22 protein-coding genes are annotated in these 20,002 nt (G+C 60.2%); 20 read left to right on the plus strand and 2 right to left on the minus strand.

Going from position 1 to position 20,002, the window contains the following annotated elements; all coding sequences use genetic code 11:
* Positions 1-187 precede the first annotated feature (187 nt).
* Positions 188-1,255 carry a peptide chain release factor 1 gene (gene prfA, locus GPK42_RS05050; RefSeq protein WP_138375237.1) on the plus strand — a complete coding sequence of 356 codons (1,068 nt, stop codon included), beginning with the start codon at positions 188-190 and terminating at the stop codon, positions 1,253-1,255.
* A gap of 294 nt (positions 1,256-1,549) precedes the next feature.
* Here prfA and GPK42_RS05055 read toward each other — a convergent pair whose 3' ends face one another.
* Complete coding sequence (locus GPK42_RS05055) at positions 1,550-1,813, minus strand: hypothetical protein (RefSeq protein WP_215693973.1); 264 nt, start codon at positions 1,811-1,813, stop codon at positions 1,550-1,552.
* Positions 1,814-1,849: 36 nt separating this feature from the next.
* Between GPK42_RS05055 and GPK42_RS05060 the strand changes: the two genes are divergently transcribed.
* From GPK42_RS05060 to GPK42_RS05140, 17 genes are all read left to right on the plus strand, one after another.
* On the plus strand, positions 1,850-3,100 hold the full coding sequence (locus GPK42_RS05060) for a N5-glutamine methyltransferase family protein (protein ID WP_215693975.1): 1,251 nt from the start codon (positions 1,850-1,852) through the stop codon (positions 3,098-3,100).
* 75 nt (positions 3,101-3,175) lie between these two features.
* Entirely contained in the window at positions 3,176-3,571 is a 396-nt protein-coding gene (locus GPK42_RS05065) for a type II toxin-antitoxin system RelE/ParE family toxin (RefSeq protein ID WP_022094268.1), read from the plus strand.
* Positions 3,558-3,860, plus strand: coding sequence for a helix-turn-helix domain-containing protein (locus GPK42_RS05070; RefSeq protein WP_006235701.1), 303 nt, complete (start codon positions 3,558-3,560; stop codon positions 3,858-3,860). The genes GPK42_RS05065 and GPK42_RS05070 overlap by 14 nt, the downstream gene beginning before the upstream one ends.
* A gap of 148 nt (positions 3,861-4,008) precedes the next feature.
* Positions 4,009-4,752, plus strand: coding sequence for an L-threonylcarbamoyladenylate synthase (locus tag GPK42_RS05075; RefSeq protein ID WP_117630040.1), 744 nt, complete (start codon positions 4,009-4,011; stop codon positions 4,750-4,752).
* A 13-nt stretch (positions 4,753-4,765) separates the two neighbouring features.
* Entirely contained in the window at positions 4,766-6,307 is a 1,542-nt protein-coding gene (gene glpK / locus GPK42_RS05080; RefSeq protein ID WP_215693977.1) for a glycerol kinase GlpK, read from the plus strand.
* A 123-nt stretch (positions 6,308-6,430) separates the two neighbouring features.
* A complete protein-coding gene (upp, locus tag GPK42_RS05085; RefSeq protein ID WP_215693979.1) occupies positions 6,431-7,078 on the plus strand; it encodes a uracil phosphoribosyltransferase in 648 nt (215 codons plus the stop codon).
* Between the two features lie 282 nt (positions 7,079-7,360).
* A complete protein-coding gene (locus tag GPK42_RS05090; protein ID WP_035138788.1) occupies positions 7,361-7,672 on the plus strand; it encodes a hypothetical protein in 312 nt (103 codons plus the stop codon).
* 3 nt (positions 7,673-7,675) lie between these two features.
* The gene (gene atpB, locus GPK42_RS05095; RefSeq protein WP_022094263.1) at positions 7,676-8,479 is read left to right on the plus strand and encodes a F0F1 ATP synthase subunit A; all 804 of its coding nucleotides are present in this window, start codon (positions 7,676-7,678) and stop codon (positions 8,477-8,479) included.
* A gap of 124 nt (positions 8,480-8,603) precedes the next feature.
* Positions 8,604-8,798: an ATP synthase subunit c family protein gene (locus tag GPK42_RS05100; protein ID WP_022094262.1), complete on the plus strand. Its 195-nt coding sequence runs from the start codon at positions 8,604-8,606 to the stop codon at positions 8,796-8,798.
* 15 nt (positions 8,799-8,813) lie between these two features.
* Positions 8,814-9,416 (plus strand): F0F1 ATP synthase subunit B, encoded by a 603-nt coding sequence (gene atpF, locus GPK42_RS05105; RefSeq protein ID WP_215693981.1) that lies wholly within the window; start codon positions 8,814-8,816, stop codon positions 9,414-9,416.
* A complete protein-coding gene (locus tag GPK42_RS05110) occupies positions 9,406-9,882 on the plus strand; it encodes a F0F1 ATP synthase subunit delta (protein WP_035138792.1) in 477 nt (158 codons plus the stop codon). Before atpF ends, GPK42_RS05110 begins: the two co-directional genes overlap by 11 nt.
* Positions 9,882-11,480: a F0F1 ATP synthase subunit alpha gene (atpA, locus tag GPK42_RS05115; RefSeq protein WP_035138794.1), complete on the plus strand. Its 1,599-nt coding sequence runs from the start codon at positions 9,882-9,884 to the stop codon at positions 11,478-11,480. Before GPK42_RS05110 ends, atpA begins: the two co-directional genes overlap by 1 nt.
* Positions 11,481-11,485: 5 nt before the next feature.
* Positions 11,486-12,394, plus strand: coding sequence for an ATP synthase F1 subunit gamma (gene atpG / locus GPK42_RS05120; protein ID WP_215693983.1), 909 nt, complete (start codon positions 11,486-11,488; stop codon positions 12,392-12,394).
* The gene (atpD, locus tag GPK42_RS05125) at positions 12,394-13,848 is read left to right on the plus strand and encodes a F0F1 ATP synthase subunit beta (protein ID WP_006235717.1); all 1,455 of its coding nucleotides are present in this window, start codon (positions 12,394-12,396) and stop codon (positions 13,846-13,848) included. The genes atpG and atpD overlap by 1 nt, the downstream gene beginning before the upstream one ends.
* 3 nt (positions 13,849-13,851) lie before the next feature.
* Positions 13,852-14,244: an ATP synthase F1 subunit epsilon gene (gene atpC, locus GPK42_RS05130; protein WP_006235718.1), complete on the plus strand. Its 393-nt coding sequence runs from the start codon at positions 13,852-13,854 to the stop codon at positions 14,242-14,244.
* Positions 14,245-14,332: 88 nt separating this feature from the next.
* Positions 14,333-15,616 (plus strand): UDP-N-acetylglucosamine 1-carboxyvinyltransferase, encoded by a 1,284-nt coding sequence (murA, locus tag GPK42_RS05135; protein WP_215693985.1) that lies wholly within the window; start codon positions 14,333-14,335, stop codon positions 15,614-15,616.
* A 12-nt stretch (positions 15,617-15,628) separates the two neighbouring features.
* Entirely contained in the window at positions 15,629-16,864 is a 1,236-nt protein-coding gene (locus GPK42_RS05140; RefSeq protein ID WP_195363612.1) for an LCP family protein, read from the plus strand.
* Positions 16,865-17,199: 335 nt separating this feature from the next.
* Here the strand turns inward: GPK42_RS05140 and pepT are convergent, their stop codons facing one another.
* Complete coding sequence (pepT, locus tag GPK42_RS05145; RefSeq protein ID WP_215693988.1) at positions 17,200-18,447, minus strand: peptidase T; 1,248 nt, start codon at positions 18,445-18,447, stop codon at positions 17,200-17,202.
* A gap of 120 nt (positions 18,448-18,567) precedes the next feature.
* On the opposite strand from pepT, the gene GPK42_RS05150 reads away from it, so the two are divergent.
* Both GPK42_RS05150 and GPK42_RS05155 read left to right on the plus strand, forming a co-directional pair.
* Complete coding sequence (locus tag GPK42_RS05150; protein WP_040359600.1) at positions 18,568-18,990, plus strand: metal-dependent transcriptional regulator; 423 nt, start codon at positions 18,568-18,570, stop codon at positions 18,988-18,990.
* Positions 18,991-19,000: 10 nt separating this feature from the next.
* Positions 19,001-19,894: a homocysteine S-methyltransferase family protein gene (locus GPK42_RS05155; protein WP_035138801.1), complete on the plus strand. Its 894-nt coding sequence runs from the start codon at positions 19,001-19,003 to the stop codon at positions 19,892-19,894.
* The last annotated feature ends 108 nt before the right edge of the window (positions 19,895-20,002 follow it).

The following is a 20,002-nucleotide window of genomic DNA, read 5'->3' on the forward strand; positions in this document are numbered from 1 at the left end:
TTATATGCAGGTATGCCTGCGCACGCTATCATGTATGGGTTAGACCGCAACTATGTACCTCATACGCGAAGGGATGCGCATGTATCTGAAGATCGACATGTTCTAGCTGGGCTTACCCCCGCAGTGGCGCCGCGCGCCCCATCAACTCTGCCGATTTTCGCCTTCACGCACATAAAGGAGTCCCGCCATGCGCGACAAGCTCGAAAAGATCATTAAGGCCTACGAGGAGCTCGAGAAGAAGCTTTCCGACCCGGCCGTCGCCTCCGACATCAAGGAGTTCACGCGTCTCAACAAGGAGTACGCACACCAGTCCGACCTCATCGCTGCCTCGCGCGAGTACATCGGCGCGCTCGATGACATCGAGGCCGCCAAGGAGATGCTCCGCGACACCAGCGATGCGGACGAGAAGGAGATGCTCCAGATGGACATCTCCGAGAACGAGGAAAAGCTTCCCCAGCTCGAGGAAGACATCAAGTACATGCTCATCCCGAGTGACCCCAACGACGACAAGAACACCATCGTCGAGATTCGCTCCGCCGCCGGTGGCGACGAGGCAGCCATCTTCGCCGGCGACTTGTACAAGATGTACCAGCGCTTCTGCGAATCGCGCGGCTGGAAGACCACCGTGCTCGATTCCAGCCCCAGCGAGGCCGGCGGCTTTAAGTCCATCGAGTTCAAGGTCGAGGGCGACCGCGTCTACTCCGTCATGAAGTTCGAGTCCGGCGTGCATCGCGTCCAGCGCGTTCCCAAGACCGAGTCCCAGGGCCGCATTCAGACCTCCACGGCTACCGTCGCCGTACTTCCCGAGGCCGAGGAAATTGACGTCCAGATCAACCAGTCCGACCTGCGCATCGACACCTACTGCGCCTCCGGCCCTGGCGGTCAGTGCGTTAACACTACCTACTCCGCCGTGCGCATCACCCACTTGCCCACCAACACCGTGGTGCAGTCGCAGGAGCAGCGCTCCCAGATCCAGAACCGCGAGGTCTGCATGCAGATGCTGCGCGCCCGTCTGTACGAGATGGAACTCGAGAAGCAGCAGGCCGAGCTCGGTGCCGAGCGCCAGAGCCAGATCGGCCACGGCAACCGTTCCGAGAAGATCCGTACCTACAACCAGCCCCAGGACCGCGTGACCGATCACCGCATCGGTTTCAACTCCACCTACAACGGCGTCCTTCTGGGCGATCAGCTTGGCACCGTCATCGAGGCGCTCGCCGCCGCCGAGCGAGCTGAGAAGCTGGCACAAGCAGTTTAAGTTACGGCGTTTTACCAAACGCCGTAACTGATCGACGCTGCAAACGCCCCTAAGCGGCAATCTGACGTTCAATCGTCGGTCGCGTACCGAAGTACGCTTCCCTCCTCTTTCACGTCACCTTGCTCGCTTAGGGGCGTTTTCGCTGACTTATGCTCAACCTGCGGGACCTTGATGCAGTCATTGGGGACGTTCTTAAATGACTAGGTTGGGCACATTGCTTTGAGATGTTATTCAATAAGCTGTGATGGCCTTTGAGCTGCTTACCTGCTTAAAGCAATTAACGGTGTGCATCTGCTATTGAAAATAATGCTCAAAAAATCGTTCAAGAAGTTGCGGGGCGATTTTTGATGCGTCGCGCGTCAAGTGATTTGGCAAGTTCTTGGTTAGATATTGGTCAGTTTTGGGGCAACCTTGCCAAAAGCTTGACGGATGCAGATTTAGACGTCGGCGAATGAACGCTTCGATTGCAATCCAAGCAAAATTCTGGGCTGATTCTCGATAATCGCTTCCAATCGCCCCTTGCCGCGTGCCACCCTCGCGTACAATCTGCTCCGACATTCGCGCGCCGCCCGGCGCTTAAGAGGGGAGGGCCCCATGGCAAACGAGATTTGGACCATCAAGCGTTGTCTCGAGTGGACCAAGGAGTACCTGGCCGAGCGCGGCGAGGAGCACCCCCGTCTTTCTGCCGAGTGGCTGCTGTGCGCCGCCACGGGCCTGGCGCGCATTGACCTATATATGCGTATGGACGAGACGCTTAACGCGGCCCAGCTCGAGACCATGCATGCGGCCGTTGTCCGCCGCGCTAAGGGCGAGCCGCTGCAATACATCACGGGCAGCACGCAGTTTCGCATGATCGACGTCGCGTGCGCCCCCGGTGTGCTCATTCCGCGCCCCGAAACCGAGATGCTCGTCGAGGAAGTCCTCAATTATCTGGATGCCGAGGTGCTGAGCCCCGAGGCTGCTGCCCGTCAGCGTGTTGAGCTGCCTTGGAACGATGAGGTCGAAGAGGCCCGCAAAGCCGAGGCGGCGCTGGCCGACGAGCGCGCGACCGCCGAGCGTCGTGCCGCTAACCTGACGGCCGCCGACGAGGCGGCGCTGGGCGGCGATGTGCTGGGCAGTCGCGCCTATGCCGAGGAACTGGCCGACCGCGAGGCCGAGGAAGCCGCCGCGCAGGCAGCAGAAGCCGAAGCCGCGGAAGCCGCCGAGTCCGAGCTCGACGAATACGGCATCGCCATCGAGGGTGCCGGCCAGGAGACGGCTTCAGCTCAGGATGCCGCTGCGCCTGCTCCAGCCGAGCCCCGCACTGCCCGCGTTCTCGAGGTCGGCTGCGGCACGGGCTGCATCTCGCTCTCCCTTGCCTGGGAGCGTCGCGGCCACGTTACCTGCACCGCCACCGATATCGAGCCGCGCGCCATCGATCTGGCCACCAAAAACCGCGACGCCCTCGGCCTCACGGCAGGTGAGGTTGCCTTTAGCCTCACCAACCTGGTGAGTTCCATTCCCCACGACGAGTGGGGCACCTTCGACGTGCTTGTCTCCAATCCGCCCTACATTCCGACCGACGTCATGCGCTCACTGCCGCACGAGGTCAAGGACTTCGAGCCCGACCTGGCGCTTGAGGGCGGCGCCGACGGCCTCGATATTTTCCGCCGCCTGCTCAATGCGGCGCCTTACATGCTGCGCGCCGGCGGCCTGTTTGCCTGCGAGCTCTACGAGGGTGCCCTCGATGCCGCGGCCGAGCTCTGTCGCCAGGCAGGCCTTTCGGACGTGCGTATCGTCCATGACCTCACCGATCGCCCCCGCATCGTCCGAGCCATCGTCACCGAGCCCAAACAGCGTATTTAAGCTGAATTAATAGACATTTGCGCAAGTTTGTCCTTGCAATATACCGTAAAACTTCTACTATAGAAGGAGAAAGGTATGTCAAATCAGCTGCATCGGTACCGTATCGTGCTTGATTACATTGAACCTTGGCTTGATGAGCAGGATGAAGCTACGCTGAAGCAGATTTATGCAGACCTTTTGGTGCTCGAGAAGGAAGGTCCCAGCCTTGGTCGTCCGCTGGTTGACCGCGTAAAGGGCTCGAAGCTTCATCATTTAAAGGAGCTGAGAGTGACGTCGTGTGGTGGGCAGGTGATTCGCATCCTCTTCGCCTTTGACCCCAAGCGCCAGGCGGTATTGCTATTGGCGGGTGATAAGTCGCGAGCGGGATCGTCAAGGGCAAAATGGAACGGTTGGTATGCGATCAACATTCCAAGGGCCGAGCAAATATACCGTCGCCACGTAAGGAGGCTCGATCGAGATGGAACTGCATGAGTATATGGAATCTCGCGGGATAACACGCGACTCCATTACCGCCGAGCAGGAGAGGACTCGCGATCGTATCGAAGCCTATAAGCTTGCTCAGATTCGCAGGTTAAAAGATCTAACACAGGCGTCGGTCGCCCAGTCGATGGGCGTTTCTCAAAAACGTGTATCCGAGCTCGAGCGTGGGGAGTTGGGTTCGATGAGGCTCGACACGCTGAGCAGGTACGCAGAGAGCCTCGGCGGAAAACTGGTTGCAAGCATCGAGTTTCCCGATCGTACCGTTACGCTTGCGCGCTAAAAATCTTCAATTAACCCCCTCACTTTCACCGACTACTAGAGCCGCTCACCAAACCAACATGCGCTCTGGGCAAATAGGTTGAATGTTTCGTGCGAGAATGCCCCACAGTAAACAAACTTGCACCGGAGCGTAAGGGGCTGGCATACACATGCAGACGGTCTATCGGGTATACGAGGGAACGCGCGAGCCGCATCGGCTTGCCGTCGAGCGCACGGCCGAGGTGCTCGGCCGCGGCGGCCTGGCCTTGATTCCGACCGAGACCGTCTACGGTGTCGCCGTGGCAGTCAACGCCTTCTCGGACGCCGTGCCCCAAGATACAAGCGAATTCCCATCGTGGCCGCGCGATCCGCAGGCTGCCGTCAATGGCGCCGCAGTTCCTGCGCTCGGCACCGGCTATCGCCGTATCTTCACTCTCAAGCAACGTGAGCTCACGCAAACCGTCGCTTGGCTGGTCGATGGTGTCGAAGCACTCGACCGCTATGGCGTGGATATCCCGGAAGAGGCCCGCGTGCTTGCCCGACGATGCTGGCCGGGCGCTCTGACTATCGTGGTCAAGGCGGCCCCCTGCGTGCCGACCTTTATGCGCGCCGCCGACGACACGGTGGCACTTCGCGCTTCGGCTTCGCCCGTGGTGCAAGCGCTCATCCGCGCCTGCGGCAGCCCTCTTGCCTGCACCAGCGCCAACACACACGGCGCGCCCTCGCCGGCAAGCTTTGCCGCCGTCGAAGGTCGCATCCTGGAGGGGGTCGATGTTGCCGTCGACGCCGGCGAGACCCCGTGTCGCGACGCCTCGACCATCGTGTCGTTCCAGCACGGCGGGCTCCAGATCCTGCGCCAAGGCGCACTTCCCGCATCAGAGATCGAACGGGTCCTGTCCGACCCGATGCAATAGAAAGGTGTAAGCGATGTCGTTGAATCTGGGCAGCCTGGGCATGGAAGATGCCTCGTTTAACTTTGGCGGTTCCTACATCATGGCGCTCGACTGCGGCACCACCTCGGTACTTGCGACGATCGTCGACGAGTACGGCTGCATCGTCGCGCAGGCACGTCGTAGCGTCAAAACCAGCTTCCCGCGTCCCGGTTGGATAGAGCAAGACCCCATGGAGGTGCTTGCCAGCCAGATCGGCGTGATGATGGAGGTCCAGTTTAAGAGCGGCATCCATTCTGACCGCATCGCCGCCATCGGTATCTCCAACCAGCGCGAGACCACGGTGGTGTGGGACCGCATAAGCGGCCAACCCATCTATAACGCCATCGTGTGGCAATGCCGTCGCACCGCACCTCTGATCGACGAGCTGGTCGAGCGGGGCGCAGAAGAGCTGGTGCGCTCCCGTACGGGACTCACGCTCGATCCGTATTTCTCGGCTTCCAAGGTGCAGTGGATCCTCGACAACGTCGACGGTGCGCGTGAGAGCGCGGCGGCGGGCGACCTCATGTTCGGCACCATCGATACCTGGCTCATCTACAACCTCACCGGCAGTCAGGTCTTTGCCACCGACTACACCAATGCCAGCCGCACGGCGCTCTTTAATATCCATACGCTCGATTGGGACGACGACCTGCTGGCGCTCTTTGACGTTCCACGTTCCATGATGCCCGAGGTTCGTTGGAGCTCGGGCGACTACGGCCGCGTCGCGAGCGACATCATGACCAACATGCCGCCCATCATGGGCGTGGCGGGCGATCAGCAGGCGTCGCTGTTCGGCCACTGCTGCTTCCATCCCGGCCAGACCAAAAACACCTATGGCACGGGTTGCTTTATGCTCATGAACACCGGCGACGAGGTCGTCGAATCCAAGAACGGTCTGGTCTCCACGATCGGTATCGCCGCGGACGGCAAGATCAGCTATGCGCTCGAGGGTTCTATCTTTGCCGCTGGCTCAACCATGAACTGGCTGCGCAACAACATGGGCATCATCTCGAGTGTGAGCGAGTCCGCGCAACTCGCCGCTTCGATCAACGACAACGAGGGCTGCTACTTCGTCCCCGCCTTCGCTGGCCTGGGCGCTCCCTGGTGGGACCCGCGTGCCCGCGGTATCGTGTGCGGCCTGACCGGTGCCTCGAGTCGCGCGACCATTGTGCGTGCGGCCTGCGAGTCCATGGCCTACCAGAGTTATGACGTGCTGCGCGCCATGGAGCAGGACGTGGGACTTTCGATTGAGCGCCTGTCCGTCGATGGCGGCGCCTCACGCAACGAGTTCATCATGCAATTCCAGGCCGACCTGCTGGATATCCCCGTGCTGCAATGCGAGACGGTGGAGACCACGGCAATCGGTGCCGCGTACTTGGCGGGTCTTGCCGTCGGCTATTGGGAAGACCTGGAAGAACTGGAGCAAAATGCCCAGATCGTTAGGACCTTCCTTCCCCACATGTCCGCCGAGCGCCGCGAGCAAAACCTTGCGGGCTGGCGTGATGCAGTCAGGCGCTCGCTCAGCATCGCACAGTAGGGCTGTGATGGGCTGCTCGATATAACAAACCGCTAAACTAATGCATGGCGTGCGGCGGCAACATTGCTTCGCGCCTTGTCAGCAAGGTCGTTTTGCGGCCGCAACGAAAGGGGCAATCAACCCATGACCGTCACCTACGACGCGTCCCGTGTGACGCTTGTCGACCACCCGCTCGTCCAGCACAAGCTGTCGATCCTGCGCGACAAAAACACCGGCACCAACCAGTTCCGCCAGCTTGTGCGCGAGCTCGCACTTTTTGACGGCTACGAGGCCATGCGCGACCTGCCCATGGAAGACGTCGAGGTCGAGACCCCCATCACTACCGCCACGTTCAAACAGCTTGCCGGCAAGAAACTCGCCATCGTGCCCATCCTGCGTGCGGGCCTTGGCATGGTCGACGGCATCCTCGACCTGGTGCCCTCCGCTCGCGTGGGCCACATCGGCATGGAGCGCGACGAGGTCACCCACGAGCCGCACGAGTATTACTGCAAGATGCCCAAGGATATCGACCAGCGCATCTGCCTGGTCGTCGACCCCATGCTTGCCACGGGCGGTTCGGCCGAGATGGCCATCAGCTACCTGCGCGAGCGCGGTGTCAAGGACGTCCGCATGCTGTGCATCGTCGCGGCCCCCGAGGGCCTCAAGTCGCTGACTGAGAAGGATCCTGATGTGCATATCTATACCTGCGCCATCGACGACCATCTCAACGAGGCTGCCTACATCGTTCCCGGCCTCGGCGACGCCGGCGACCGCATCTACGGCACGCTGTAATCTCTGAGCCATACCGGCTAACGTCGAAAATACGAAGAAATGGTGCGCGCGGGCGAGCAAAAGACGTCCACGCGCACTCCTGTTAACGGACGTTTTGCGCTGAGGGGTTCGAGAAAAACGTATTACCGTACCTGCGGCATAAAGAAGGTCTTAAGAAAACGAACAGGTGCGTATTAACCGATGCTTTTTCGGTTGTACTTTAGCGATTGGCTCGTACAATAGTCACCAATGTTTGGCGGGAACTGTCCTGTGAGGCGATAAAAAAGGAAAGTGAGGACGCCAGTGTTTCAGATAGCCGATCTGCTCGCTATCGTTGCAGGTGCCATCGCGGGCGCGATTGCCTTCCTTCCCTTTGTCTTTACGCTCAAGCCGGTTCTTGACGATAAGCAGAATGCGGACATGCTCAAGGGTATGGTGAGTCTCGCGGTCTCGGCAATCGCGTTGCTTGTCTTTACCTTGGTTGTGTTTGTGTTGTTCGGAGAGGCATTTCGCATGTTCCTCCTGGGCGAGGCGATCGGCTTCGTGGCCTTTATGGCCGCCTGCGCGGTTCGCGTCGCCAAGGCGCTGCGAGATCCTCATGAGGTCGAAAGGTAAGTCGTGGAAATTTTTGAAAAGCTGCCTGATGAGATTAATCATCTGGTCAGCGAGTTCAGCTCCACCCCTGTCGTGGGCGATCTGAGCTGCGGCATCACGCAGTACTCGTTTTGGCTGATCGTCTCCACGATCGTGCTCCTGATCGTCCTAGCCGTGTTCAAGAAGAAGCAGACCCTGGTTCCCAAGGGCTTCTTCGTCAACGGTTTCGAGTACATCATCGAGTACGTCGAGAACGATATCGGCAAGGGTGTCGTGGGTGAGAACTGGAAGAAGCACTTCCCGTTCCTGTGCTCGCTTTTCCTGTTCATCCTGATCAATAACATGATCGGCCTGATCCCGGGAATGAAGCCCGGCACCGGCGCAATCGGCTCCACCGCCGCACTCGCCATTTTCGCCTTCGTGTACTTCATCTACTACGGATGCAAGGCTCACGGCGTGATCGGCTACATCAAGAGCCTCGCCCCGCAGGGCGTGAGCTTCCCGATGAACGTGCTCGTGTGGGTCGTCGAGCTTTTCTCGACCTTCCTGCGCCTCATCACGCTTGCCGTCCGTCTGTTCTGCAACATGTTCGCAGGACACGTGGTCATGGGCTCGTTCGCCATCATGGCGAGCATGTTCATGCAGCCGCTGCTTCAGCAGGTTTCCGCGGCCCACGCCGTCGGCGCCCTGCCTTCGCTGGCCTGGCTTGCCATCCTCATCCTGATCTATGCGATCGAGCTTGTGGTCGGCGCCATCCAGGCTTACGTCTTCACGGTCCTTACCGCCGTGTATGTCTCCGAGGCAGAGGAGGTCGCGGAGGAGGAGTAGTCTTCCGTTCGTGCCTTAAAGGTAAGGCAATTCGTTAAACCGCCGGTGCCCGTACCCATGGAGCCCGGCAGTTATAAAAAGGTTATCCTGCGTGAAATAAGACACGCACGACAAAGGAGGAATCGTGGGAGTTATCGGTTACGGTCTCGGTGTTATCGGCGCTGGTCTTGCTATCGGCCTGTCTGCTCTGGGTGCTACGGGTGCTATGGCCCGTCAGCCTGAGGTCCAGGGCCGCGTGTTCACCGTCTTCATCATGGGCTCCGCTTTCGGCGAGGCTCTGGCTCTGATCGGCTTCGTTGTCGCGCTGATCGTTAAATAGCACGGAGCGTCAAGTATGAATCTTTCATCCCAGAAGAGCGCGATCGCACTCTCCGCGTCCGCGGCCGCGCTGCTCATGCCGGTTTCCGCGTTCGCCGAGGACGGCGCCGCCGGTGCGGACATCCTCATCCCTAAGATGGCGGAGTTCATCCCGGCGCTTATCGCCTTCCTGATTATCTGGATCGTGCTGGCCAAGGTCGCCCTGCCGGGCATCATGAAAACCATGGAGGAGCGCGGCAAGAAGATCGAGGAGAGCCTCGACGAGGCCGAGAAGACCAAGCAGGAGGCTATCGCCAAGCGCGCTGAGTCCGACTCGATCGTCACCGACGCCCGTCGTCAGGCTGCCGACATCGTTCTCGAGGCCCGTAAGGACGCCGAGTCCGAGCGCGCCCGTATCATCGAGGCTGCTCACAAGGAGGCCGAGGAGATCATCGCCAAGGCCCATACGACCGTCGAGGACGAGCGCAAGTCCATCCACGCCGGTGCCGCGAGCTCCATCGCCGACCTGTCCGTTGCCGTCGCCACCAAGATCGTGGGCGAGGCACTCGAGGACGATGCCGAGCAGAAGAAGCTCATCGAGCGCTACATCCAGGAAGCAGGTAGCCTGAATGCCGACTAGCCGCTATCAGGACAAGGTGCTCGAGACCTACGCGCGTTCCCTTTTGGAAGCCGCCAAGGCCGAGAACCATGTGTTCGAGGACCTCGAGATGGTCGAGCGCTTGGCTTCTGCCAGCCCCGAGATCATCGCCGTGCTCGACACCATGTCCAAGCGCGACCAGCTCGACCTTCTTCCCAAGGTGGCAGCTGCCTTTAAGTATGTTGCCGAGGAAGACGAGGATGTAGTGGGCGTGACCGTCACCACGGCGATCCCGCTCGACGACGAGCTGCGTCAAACCATCACTAAGAAATGCGAGCAGGACTTCGGCCGCAAGGTATTCCTTATCGAGCAGGTCGACCCGTCTATCGTGGGCGGCCTGGTGCTCGAGGCCCGCGGCGAGCGTCGTGACATTTCCGTCAAGACGCAGCTGCGCATCGCGCAGGAGACCCTCGCAAACTCTGCTAATTCGTACGGAGGTGAAGCCTAATGTCCGAAACCCTCAATGCCCAGGATATCGCCAAGAAACTGCAGGAGCAGCTCACGAGCCTCTCCGCGACGGTCGATACGCATGAGGTTTCAACGGTCGACGAGGTAGGCGACGGCATCGCGCGCGTCTCCGGCCTCAAGAGCGCCATGGCAGGCGAGCTTCTGGAGTTCAAGAGCTCCGATACCGGTGAGACCGTCTTCGGCCTTGCCCAGAACCTTGACCGTGACGAGGTCGGCGCCGTTCTGTTTGGTGCCGTCGACTCCATCAAGGAAGGCGACGAGTGCCGCACCACTGGCCGCATTATGGATATCCCTGTGAGCCGCGCCATGCTCGGCCGCGTCGTCAATCCGCTCGGCCAGCCCATCGACGGCCTGGGCGACATCGTCGCCACGCACCGTCGTCCCATTGAGTTCAAGGCCCCCGGCGTCATCGACCGTACCCCGGTGTGCGAGCCGGTTCAGACCGGCCTGTTGGCCATCGACTCCATGGTGCCTATTGGTCGCGGTCAGCGAGAGCTCATCATCGGCGACCGTAAGACCGGTAAGACCGCCATTGCCATCGACGCTATCCTCAACCAGCGCGGCAAGGGCATGGTCTGCATCTATGTCGCTATCGGCCAGAAGGCCTCCACGGTTGCCAACATCCGCGAGACCCTCGCTCAGCACGGTGCGCTCGACTACACCATCATCGTTTCGGCCACCGCTGCCGATTCCGCCCCTATGCAGTACATCGCGCCTATGGCCGGTGCCGCTATCGGCGAGTTCTTCATGTACAACGGCGAGGACGGCAAGCCCGCCAGCGAGACCAACCCCGGCGGCCACGTGCTCGTCATCTACGATGACCTGTCCAAGCAGGCTGTGGCCTACCGTCAGATGTCGCTGACGCTGCATCGTCCGCCCGGACGCGAGGCCTATCCTGGCGACATCTTCTACCTGCACTCTCGTCTGCTCGAGCGTGCCGTCAAGATGTCCAAGAAGAACGGTTACGGCTCCATGACGGCACTGCCGATCATCGAGACCCAGGACGGCGACGTCTCGGCCTACATTCCGACCAACGTCATTTCCATTACCGATGGTCAGATCTACCTGCAGTCCGAGCTCTTCTTCCAGGGCCAGCGCCCGGCAGTCGACGTGGGCATCTCCGTGTCCCGCGTCGGTGGCGATGCGCAGACCAAGGCCATGAAGCAGGTCGCCGGCAACCTCCGTCTGGATCTCGCTTCCTATCAGGAGCTCGCTGGCTTTACCCAGTTTGGCTCCGACCTCGACGAGGCTACTCAGAAGCAGCTGACCCATGGTGCCCGCATGACCGAGCTCCTGAAGCAGCCGCGCTACAAGCCGTTTGAGGTTGGCGAGCAGATCGTTACGCTGTTCGCTGGCAACGAGGGCTTCCTGGATGACCTGGAGATCGCCGACGTGCTGCCTTTCCGCGCCGAGCTCATCGAGTACATGGACAATGGCTTTGGCTCGCTGCTCGACAAGGTTCGCGCCAAGAAGATCGATGATGACACCAAGGCTGAGCTCTTGCGCGTCATCGGCGACTTCAAGCAGCAGTTCATGGCCAAGCACCATTCGGATGTTTCTGGATCAGAGGAGAACTAAGCCCCATGGCCAACCTTCGCGACATTAAGAAGCGAATCTCCTCGGTTACCACGACCAAGCAGATCACGCGCACGATGGAGATGGTCTCTACGGCCAAGATCCGTCGTGCCCTCGATCGCTCCAAGCAGGCCGAGCCCTATAAGGAGGCGCTGACCGACGTCATGTTGACGGTCGCCGGCGACGCTTCCTGTTCGGGCACCGATCCCATGCTGCAGAAGCATGAGAACGTCAAGCATGGCCTGATTGTCGTTATTGCCTCGGACCGCGGCCTTGCCGGCGGTTTCAATACGACGGTGGAGCGCACGGCCGAAAAGCTCGCCGCTTCTTGGGCGAACGACGGCATCGAGTGCGAGATCATCGCGTGCGGGCGTAAGCCGGCCACGTATTTCCGTGACCGCGCAAACGTCGTCATGCACTTTGAGGGCAACTCCTCTGAGCCCGATTTCAATCAGGCCCGCATGATCTCCTCTCATATCTGCGATGCGTATCGTGCCGGTGAGCTTGACCGTGTCGAGCTTGTCTACCACCACGCCAAGAACCGCGTGGATCAGGAGCTTCGCGTCGAGCATCTGTTGCCGCTCGACCCCGAGATGATCGCTATGGCCCACGGTCCGCGTAAGAACGAGACCGACGCCCCTAAGCGCATCTCGTCCACGTTCGAGTTCGTGCCCTCTCCCGAGCATGTTCTCGGCAAGCTTGTGCCGTCTTATATCCTGACGGTCATCTACCAGGCCCTGATCGATTCGGCGGCTGCCGAGCAGGGTGCACGCCGCAAGGCCATGCACTCCGCGACGGAAAACGCCACCGCGATCATCTCGACCCTTACCCGCACGTATAGTCGCGTGCGCCAGGCTTCGATCACGACTGAGATTAACGAGATCGTCGGCGGAGCCTCAGCATTGGAGGAACAGTAATGGCTAATAACACCGTAAAGCTTGCGGTCGAGGAAGCCACCAAGAAGACGACTGCCGGTGATGGTCGCATCGTGCGAATCATCGGCCCTGTCGTCGACGTCAAGTTTGACGGCGCGGTGCCCCCGATCTACAACGCGCTCACGGTCGAGGCCGAGACCCCGATCGGTCACCTGAGCACGATCCTCGAGGTCGAGAGCCAGCTTCCGGGCGGCGTCGTCCGCACGGTCGCCATGTCCTCGACCGACGGCCTGCAGCGCGGCCTCATCGCCACCGATACCGGTGAGCCCATGAAGATGCCCGTTGGTCCCAAGACGCTCGGCCGCATTTGGAACGTCATGGGCAAGCCCGTCGACGGCAAGCCCATGCCCGAGGTGGAGGAGTTCTACCCCATCCACCATGCAGCGCCCCGTTTCGACGAGCTCACCACCAAGACCGAGATCTTCGAGACCGGCATCAAAGCTGTTGACCTGCTCGAGCCCTACATCCGTGGCGGCAAGACAGGCTTGTTCGGCGGCGCCGGCGTCGGCAAGACCGTTCTGATTCAGGAGCTCATCAACAACCTCGCCCAGGAGCACGGCGGCACCTCGGTGTTCACCGGCGTCGGCGAGCGTACCCGCGAGGGCACCGACCTGTTCCTCGAGATGAGCGAGTCTGGCGTTATCGACAAGACCTGCTTGGTCTATGGCCAGATGAACGAGCCGCCCGGAGCGCGTCTGCGCATCGGTCTGGCCGGCCTTACCACCGCTGAGTATTTCCGTGATCGCGGCCAGGACGTTCTGCTGTTCATCGACAACATCTTCCGCTTCTCCCAGGCAGGTTCCGAGGTTTCCGCACTGCTGGGCCGTATGCCGTCCGCCGTTGGTTACCAGCCCACGCTGGCAACCGAGATGGGTGACCTCCAGGAGCGCATTACCTCGACCAAGACGGGCTCCATTACCTCCGTCCAGGCTGTCTACGTCCCCGCAGACGACCTGACCGACCCGGCGCCTGCCACAACGTTTACGCACCTCGATGCCACCACGGTTCTTTCGCGTAGCATTTCGTCGCTCGGCCTGTTCCCGGCTATCGACCCGCTTGCGTCTTCCTCTGACGCTCTCGATCCCTCGATCGTCGGCGAGGAGCACTACCGTGTCGCCGTCAAGGTCCAGGAGCTCCTGCAGGAGTACTCCGACCTTCAGGACATCATCGCCATTCTGGGTATGGACGAGCTGTCCGAGGAGCAGCGCCTTACGGTCAACCGTGCCCGTAAGATTCAGCAGTTCCTCTCGCAGTCCTTCCACGTCGCCGAGAAGTTCACCGGCAACCCCGGTGTCTACGTCCGCGTCGAGGATACCGTCCGCTCTTTCGCCGAGATTGTCGACGGCAAGGCCGATGACCTGCCCGAGCAGGCTTTCCGCTATGCTTCCACGATTGAGGACGTGCGCGAGCGCGCCCGCAAGATGGGGGAGAAGTAGGTTATGCGTATCCGCATCGTGTGCCCCGTGAGCTGCGCCTATGAGGGCGACGCTGCGTTTGTGTCGATTCCGTCCACGGATGGCGAGTTTGGCGTTCTGCCTGCTCACTCCAGCGAGATCTGCACGATCGACCGCGGTTACGTTCGCGTTTCCGATAAGGCCATGGGCACTGTCGACCACACGTTTGCCGTGGCCGGCGGCTATGCCCAGGTTGCGGACGATGTCGTGACCGTTCTCGCCGAGCGCGCTTGCGATTTGGCGACCGTCGATGCCGACAAGCTTAAAGCTGATATTCAAGGTTTTGAAGAGAAGCTGGGTAATTTGTCGGAGGATGATGCACGCCGCGCCTACCTCTATAATGAAATCGCATGGTGTAAGCTCAAGCTTGCCCAATAGTCAAACGATTTAGCGTTCGACCATTTGCGAACACATCATGCCCGGGATGGCTCAGCCATCCCGGGCATGCTTTTTGAAAGGGTAGACCTTGGATATTATCCGCGTTGAGGGTGGCCACGCCATCGGAGGCTCCGTGCCCGTCTCGGGCGCCAAGAACTCCGCGCTCAAACTCATGGCGGCAACGCTTCTGGCGCCGGGCAAGACGACGCTGCAGAACGTGCCCGATATTTCCGATGTCCATGTGATGGGCAAGGTGCTCAAGGGCATGGGCGCTACGATCGATGTTCTCGACGAGCACACGCTCGAGATTGATACCTCTCAGGTCGATTCTTGGGAGGCCCCCTACGAGCTCGTTGCCAAGATGCGTGCTTCCACCGCCGTCATGGGACCCCTGCTGGGCCGCTTCCATCGCGCCAAGATTGCCATGCCGGGCGGCTGCAACCTGGGTGCTCGCAAGATCGATATGCACATTCTTGGTCTTGAGGCCCTGGGCGTTGAGTTCGATACCGCCCACGGTTACATCAACGCTAATGCGCCCCAAGGTCTGCGCGGTACCACCGTCACGCTCGAGTTCGCCAGCGTCGGTGCGACCGAGAACCTCATCATGGCATCCGTGCGCGCGCAGGGCACCACGGTTATCGACAATGCCGCCCGCGAGCCCGAGATCGTCGATCTCGCCAACATGCTCAACGAGATGGGCGCTAAGATTGTCGGCGCCGGCACGCCTGTCGTGACCATCGAGGGCGTGGAAGAGTTGCATCCTGTTACCCATCGCGTAGTGGGCGACCGAATCGAGGCCGGTACCTTTATCGTTGCCGGTGCGTTGATGGCCGACGATCGCGGTATCGATGTCACGGGCTTTTGCCCCATTCACTTGGGCATGGTGCTCAAGAAGATGGAGCTCATGGGTATCGACTGCGAGCGCGTCGAGGATGGCGTCCATGTGAACCGTGCCGAGCGTATCAAGCCGGTCGACATCCAGACGCTTCCGTTCCCCGGCTTCCCGACGGACATGCAGGCACAGATTATGGTACTCTCCGCCCTTGCCGACGGCAGTTCCGTTATTACCGAGAACATCTTCGAGAATCGCTTTATGTTTGCCTCTGAGCTGGTGCGCATGGGTGCCGACATTCGTATCGAGAGCCATCATGCCATGATTCATGGCGTTAAGGGCTTCTCGGGTGCACAGGTTACCTCGCCCGATCTGCGTGGCGGAGCGGCCCTCGTCGTAGCGGGCTTGATCGCCGACGGGACGACCGAGGTTTCGGCCATCCATCACATCAAGCGCGGCTACGAGCAGTTTGTCGAAAAGCTGCAGGCGCTCGGCGCGCATGTCGAGCATGCTTCCGTCCCCGATCCCGTCATCTACTAATACAGGTTGCCTATGTTTAATAAAAAGCCCCTCGCGGATACCACCGCCCGAAGACCCTCAACTGGTGCGCAGGCCAAGATCTATAGTCGCGATAACGTGGCTCGCTATTCCGAGCGCGCTCGTCAACGTCGTCGTAGCCACACGATTCGTCACGTCGCGCTCATTGTCGTGCTTGGTGTGCTGCTGAGTGCCACTACCGCTGCCGGCCTGTGGTTTGCCACCATTATGGGCAAGCTCGGCGATTCTAATGTCATTACCGATAATCTGCGTCGGGTTCTGGTTGACACCGATGAGGCAAAGGATCCGTTCTACGTGCTGCTTCTTGGCACCGACGGCCGTCCGGGCGAGGATACGTATCGTGCCGACTCGATTATCCTGGCACGCATCGACCCCACGCAAAAGCAGGCGACGCTCATTTCCGTTCCGCGCGACACCAAGGTCGAGTACAAGGGCGAGACCATGAAGATCAACGCCTGCCATACCGTTGGCGGCGCCGAGGCCATGGTCGAGGCGGTCAACGAGCTGTGCGGTGTTCAGATTTCCCACTATGCCGAGGTCAGCTTCGACGGTATGCAGGCGCTGATTGATTCGGTTGGCGGTATCGACATTAACGCAACCGATGATGTTGACGACCCCGAGCACCTGGATATTAAGATTACCGCTGGCCAGCAGCATATGGACGGTGCCACCGCCCTTACCTATGCCCGCTGCCGCTACACCTATGCCGACGGCGATTACACGCGCATGCGCCACCAGCGTCAGGTGCTTGGCGCCCTTGCCAACCAGATTCTCAATAACTTCGATGCCACGAAGATTTTTGGCCTGGTTAATTCGCTGTCCGATATGCTCGTAACCGATATGAGCGTTCAAGATATCGTGGCTACGGTCAACGCCATGCGCGGTATGGATGTCGACGGTATCTACTCGGCCAACCTGCCCTCGTACGCCGACGACAGCACCATGATCGACGGTGTGAGCTACGTCTTTGTCTACGAGGACGAGCTCAAGGAAATGATGGAGCGCGTCGATGCCGGCAAGGATCCCAAGGGTCCCAACACCATGGGTCTTTCCGACGGTTCCAGTTCTACGATCGGCGACCTGAACAACAACACGTCTGACGACTACGCAAACGGTACCGCAACTTCATCGGTCAGCTCTGACGATTCCGATGACTCAGGCGATTCGAGCGATTCGGACTACTACGAAGAGCCCACCGGCGACGGCAACGGCTACGAAGCTAACTACTAGAGTTACGGCGTTTTACCAAACGCCGTAACGACTCGACGCTGCGCGGGCCGCATTTGGACAATCTGACGTTCAACTTCAAGGGCGCGACCAGAAGGTCAGCGCCCTTTCGCTTCACGTCACCTTGTCTCAAATGCGACTCGCTCGCTGTCGTTGCCAAAACATCGGCGTTGCCGGAACACTTGGCACTTGGGGACGTTCCTTTTGTGCCGGCAGTTTGGGACACTCCTTGCGTTAAGAGGCTGGCGTGCGTCAACCTATTCTCGTTGCAGTAAAAAAACCGCCCCGTTCTTGGTTGAGGACGGGGCGATTCGTCTTTTGGACTTGTGCAGCCAGGCTTATGCAAAGCGGGCGACGAGCTCCTGGAGCACGTCGGTCATCTTGACGAGCGAACTAACCGGGACGAACTCGTTGACGCCGTGGTAGCAATAGCCGCCGGTGGAAAGGTTGGGGCAGGGCAGACCGCGGAACGACAGCTGGGCGCCGTCGGTGCCGCCGCGAATCGGCAGCACTTGGGGCTCAACGCCGCAGGCAAGGTAGGCTTCCTTGGCAACATCAATAAGCTCGGGATAGTCACGAACGATCTCGGCCATATTTCGATACTGCTGCTTAATCTCGACCGTCACGCGCTCCTCACCCAGACGCTGGTTGAGCATCGAGGCGGCGGCATCAATAAGGTCGAGTTTCTGCTGGAACTTGGCGGCGTCATGGTCGCGGACGATATAGCGCGCTGTGGCGTGATCGACGGTCGCAGATACACCCTCAAGGTGATAAAAGCCCTCGTAGCCTTCCGTATACTCCGGGCGCTGCACGTAGGGGAGCAACGCGTTGAAGTCGCAGAACAGATTGCCTGCGTTGACCATACGGCCCTTAGCGTCGCCCGGGTGGATGGACTGGCCCTCAAAGCGGACGGTCGCCTCGGCGGCGTTAAAGCACTCCCACTCCAGCTCGCCGATGGGGCCGCCGTCGACCGTGTAGGCGTACTTGCAGCCAAAGGTATCGATATCCAACAGCTCGGCTCCGTGGCCGATTTCCTCGTCAGGGCAGAAGCAAATGCCGAGTGCGGGATGGGGCAGAGAAGGGTCCTGAGCGATACGCGCGACAAGCGACATGATCTCGGCGACGCCTGCCTTGTCGTCCGCGCCCAGCAGCGTGGTACCATCGCTGCAGACCAGGTCCTCACCCGCGAGGTCATTCAGGGCGGAAAGCTTGGCGGTACTCATGGCAACGGGCTTTCCGTCAACCGTGCCGCAGACCAGGTCGCCGCCTTCGTAGTGTACGATATGCGGCTTCACGCCGGCGCCCGGTGCAACTTCGGTGGTGTCGAGATGGGCGATCAGGCCCAGGGCGGGCTTGTCCTCAGCGCCCGCACTTGCGGGGATATGCGCGCAGACATAGGCGTGCTCGGTCACGTGGGCATCTTCCGCACCAAGCTCGCGCAGCTCTTCAGCCAGCACGTTGGCAAGGTCAAACTGAACGGCGCTCGAGGGTACCTGGTCGCAGTTTGCATCCTCGGACTGCGTGTTGATCTGGACGTAGCGCAAAAAGCGCTCGAGGACATCGGGGCTCGTGGTGGTGTTTTCCATAAAGACCGCTCCAATCTTGGTCGTCGTGTGCAACAAGAACTCTAGCACGGTATGCCACGGCATACCACGACGCTTGGATGGGGTAGAATCAGCCATTGAATGCAGAAGGGACGGAAGATCATGGATACGACAAATAGCTCGCGCGAACTACATCTGACGGTGGCGAACGAAGACTACTTGGAGTGCATGGTTCGCATTGAAAGCGAAGAGGGGGAAACCAACGGCGTGCGATCGGTCGACATCGCGCAGCGCCTTGGCGTCTCCAAGGCATCGGTCAATAAAGCGGTTTCGGCGCTCAAGGCATCCGAGCTTGTCGAGCAATCGCACTACGGCAAGGTGATCCTGACCGATCGCGGCCGCGAGGTTGGCACGGCTATCTGGTACCGTCATCGCCTCATCCGCACGTTTTTGGTTCAGGAGCTCGGTGTCGAATTTGAGCGAGCCGATTCCGAGGCCTGCATGATGGAGCATGCGCTATCCGAGGACACGATGAGCCGCTGGCTCGCCTATCTCGAAAAGCAGGGAATCAGCGTCGAGGAATAGCGGGATATATATGGATACGAGTTATTACAACCGCTTTGGTGCCGAGGAACTTACGCGCCGCTTGTCGAGCGAGACCTTGTTGGCGCAGGGCCCCATGGGCAGTGTTCTGTTGAGTGAGTACGATGCCGCCGACATTCCACCGGCGTTTTGGAATCTGGCAGAGCCGCAGACCGTTTCTCGTATCCATCGCTTGTATGTCGCTGCCGGCGCGCAGGTGCTCATTACCAACACCTTTCAGGCATCAAGCTATGCCCTCAAGCACGACCAGATTGCGCCGTCCGTGGCGGAGGTCAATCGCGGGGCCGTCGACGATGCTCGCCAGGCGCACCCGCAACTGCTGCTGGGCTCGATGGGCCCGATCGGTATTGAGTGGTTTGCCGAGGACTCTGCCGAGTATCGTGAAATCCGAGGCATTGCGCGCGAACAGGCGCACGCCTTGCTCAATGCCGGCGTTGACGGTCTGCTGATCGAGACGGTGACGTCTATCCGTAATTTGCAGCCCATGCTTGCCGGCGCCCGAGATGCCGCCGACGGCATGCCTGTTCTGGTGAGTTTTGTCGTTGACGATAAAGGCGACCTGTTGGGCGATGGCCTCAACATCGAGGCGGCCGTTTTGTACGCCGAAAAACACGGCGCAAACTCGGTTGGTGTTAATTGCTGTTCGCTTGCGGCCGCGAACGCGGCGGTGCCCAGGATGGTTGCATCGGCGACTACTCCCGTCACGGTGCGTCCCAACGTAGGCGATCCGGTCCAGACTCAGGATGGCCCCGTATGGCACGAGAACCCCGAAGCTTTCGCGCGCGCATGCATCGAATGGAGACATGCCGGTGCCGCAATGGTGGGCAGTTGCTGTGGAACCACGGCAATCACTACGGCCGCGATGGCCGAGGCGCTCGATATATAAAGGGCAAAACCGCTCCATACGGGGCGGTTTTTTTATTCAAGACTTTAGTCTGCTGGCCGCGCAGCGGCCAGCTTTAAACCACCCGCTACGCGGGTGGAGACAAACGGC

The organism is Collinsella aerofaciens (assembly GCF_018785265.1).
Classification (GTDB): Bacteria; Actinomycetota; Coriobacteriia; order Coriobacteriales; family Coriobacteriaceae; genus Collinsella; species Collinsella aerofaciens_AI.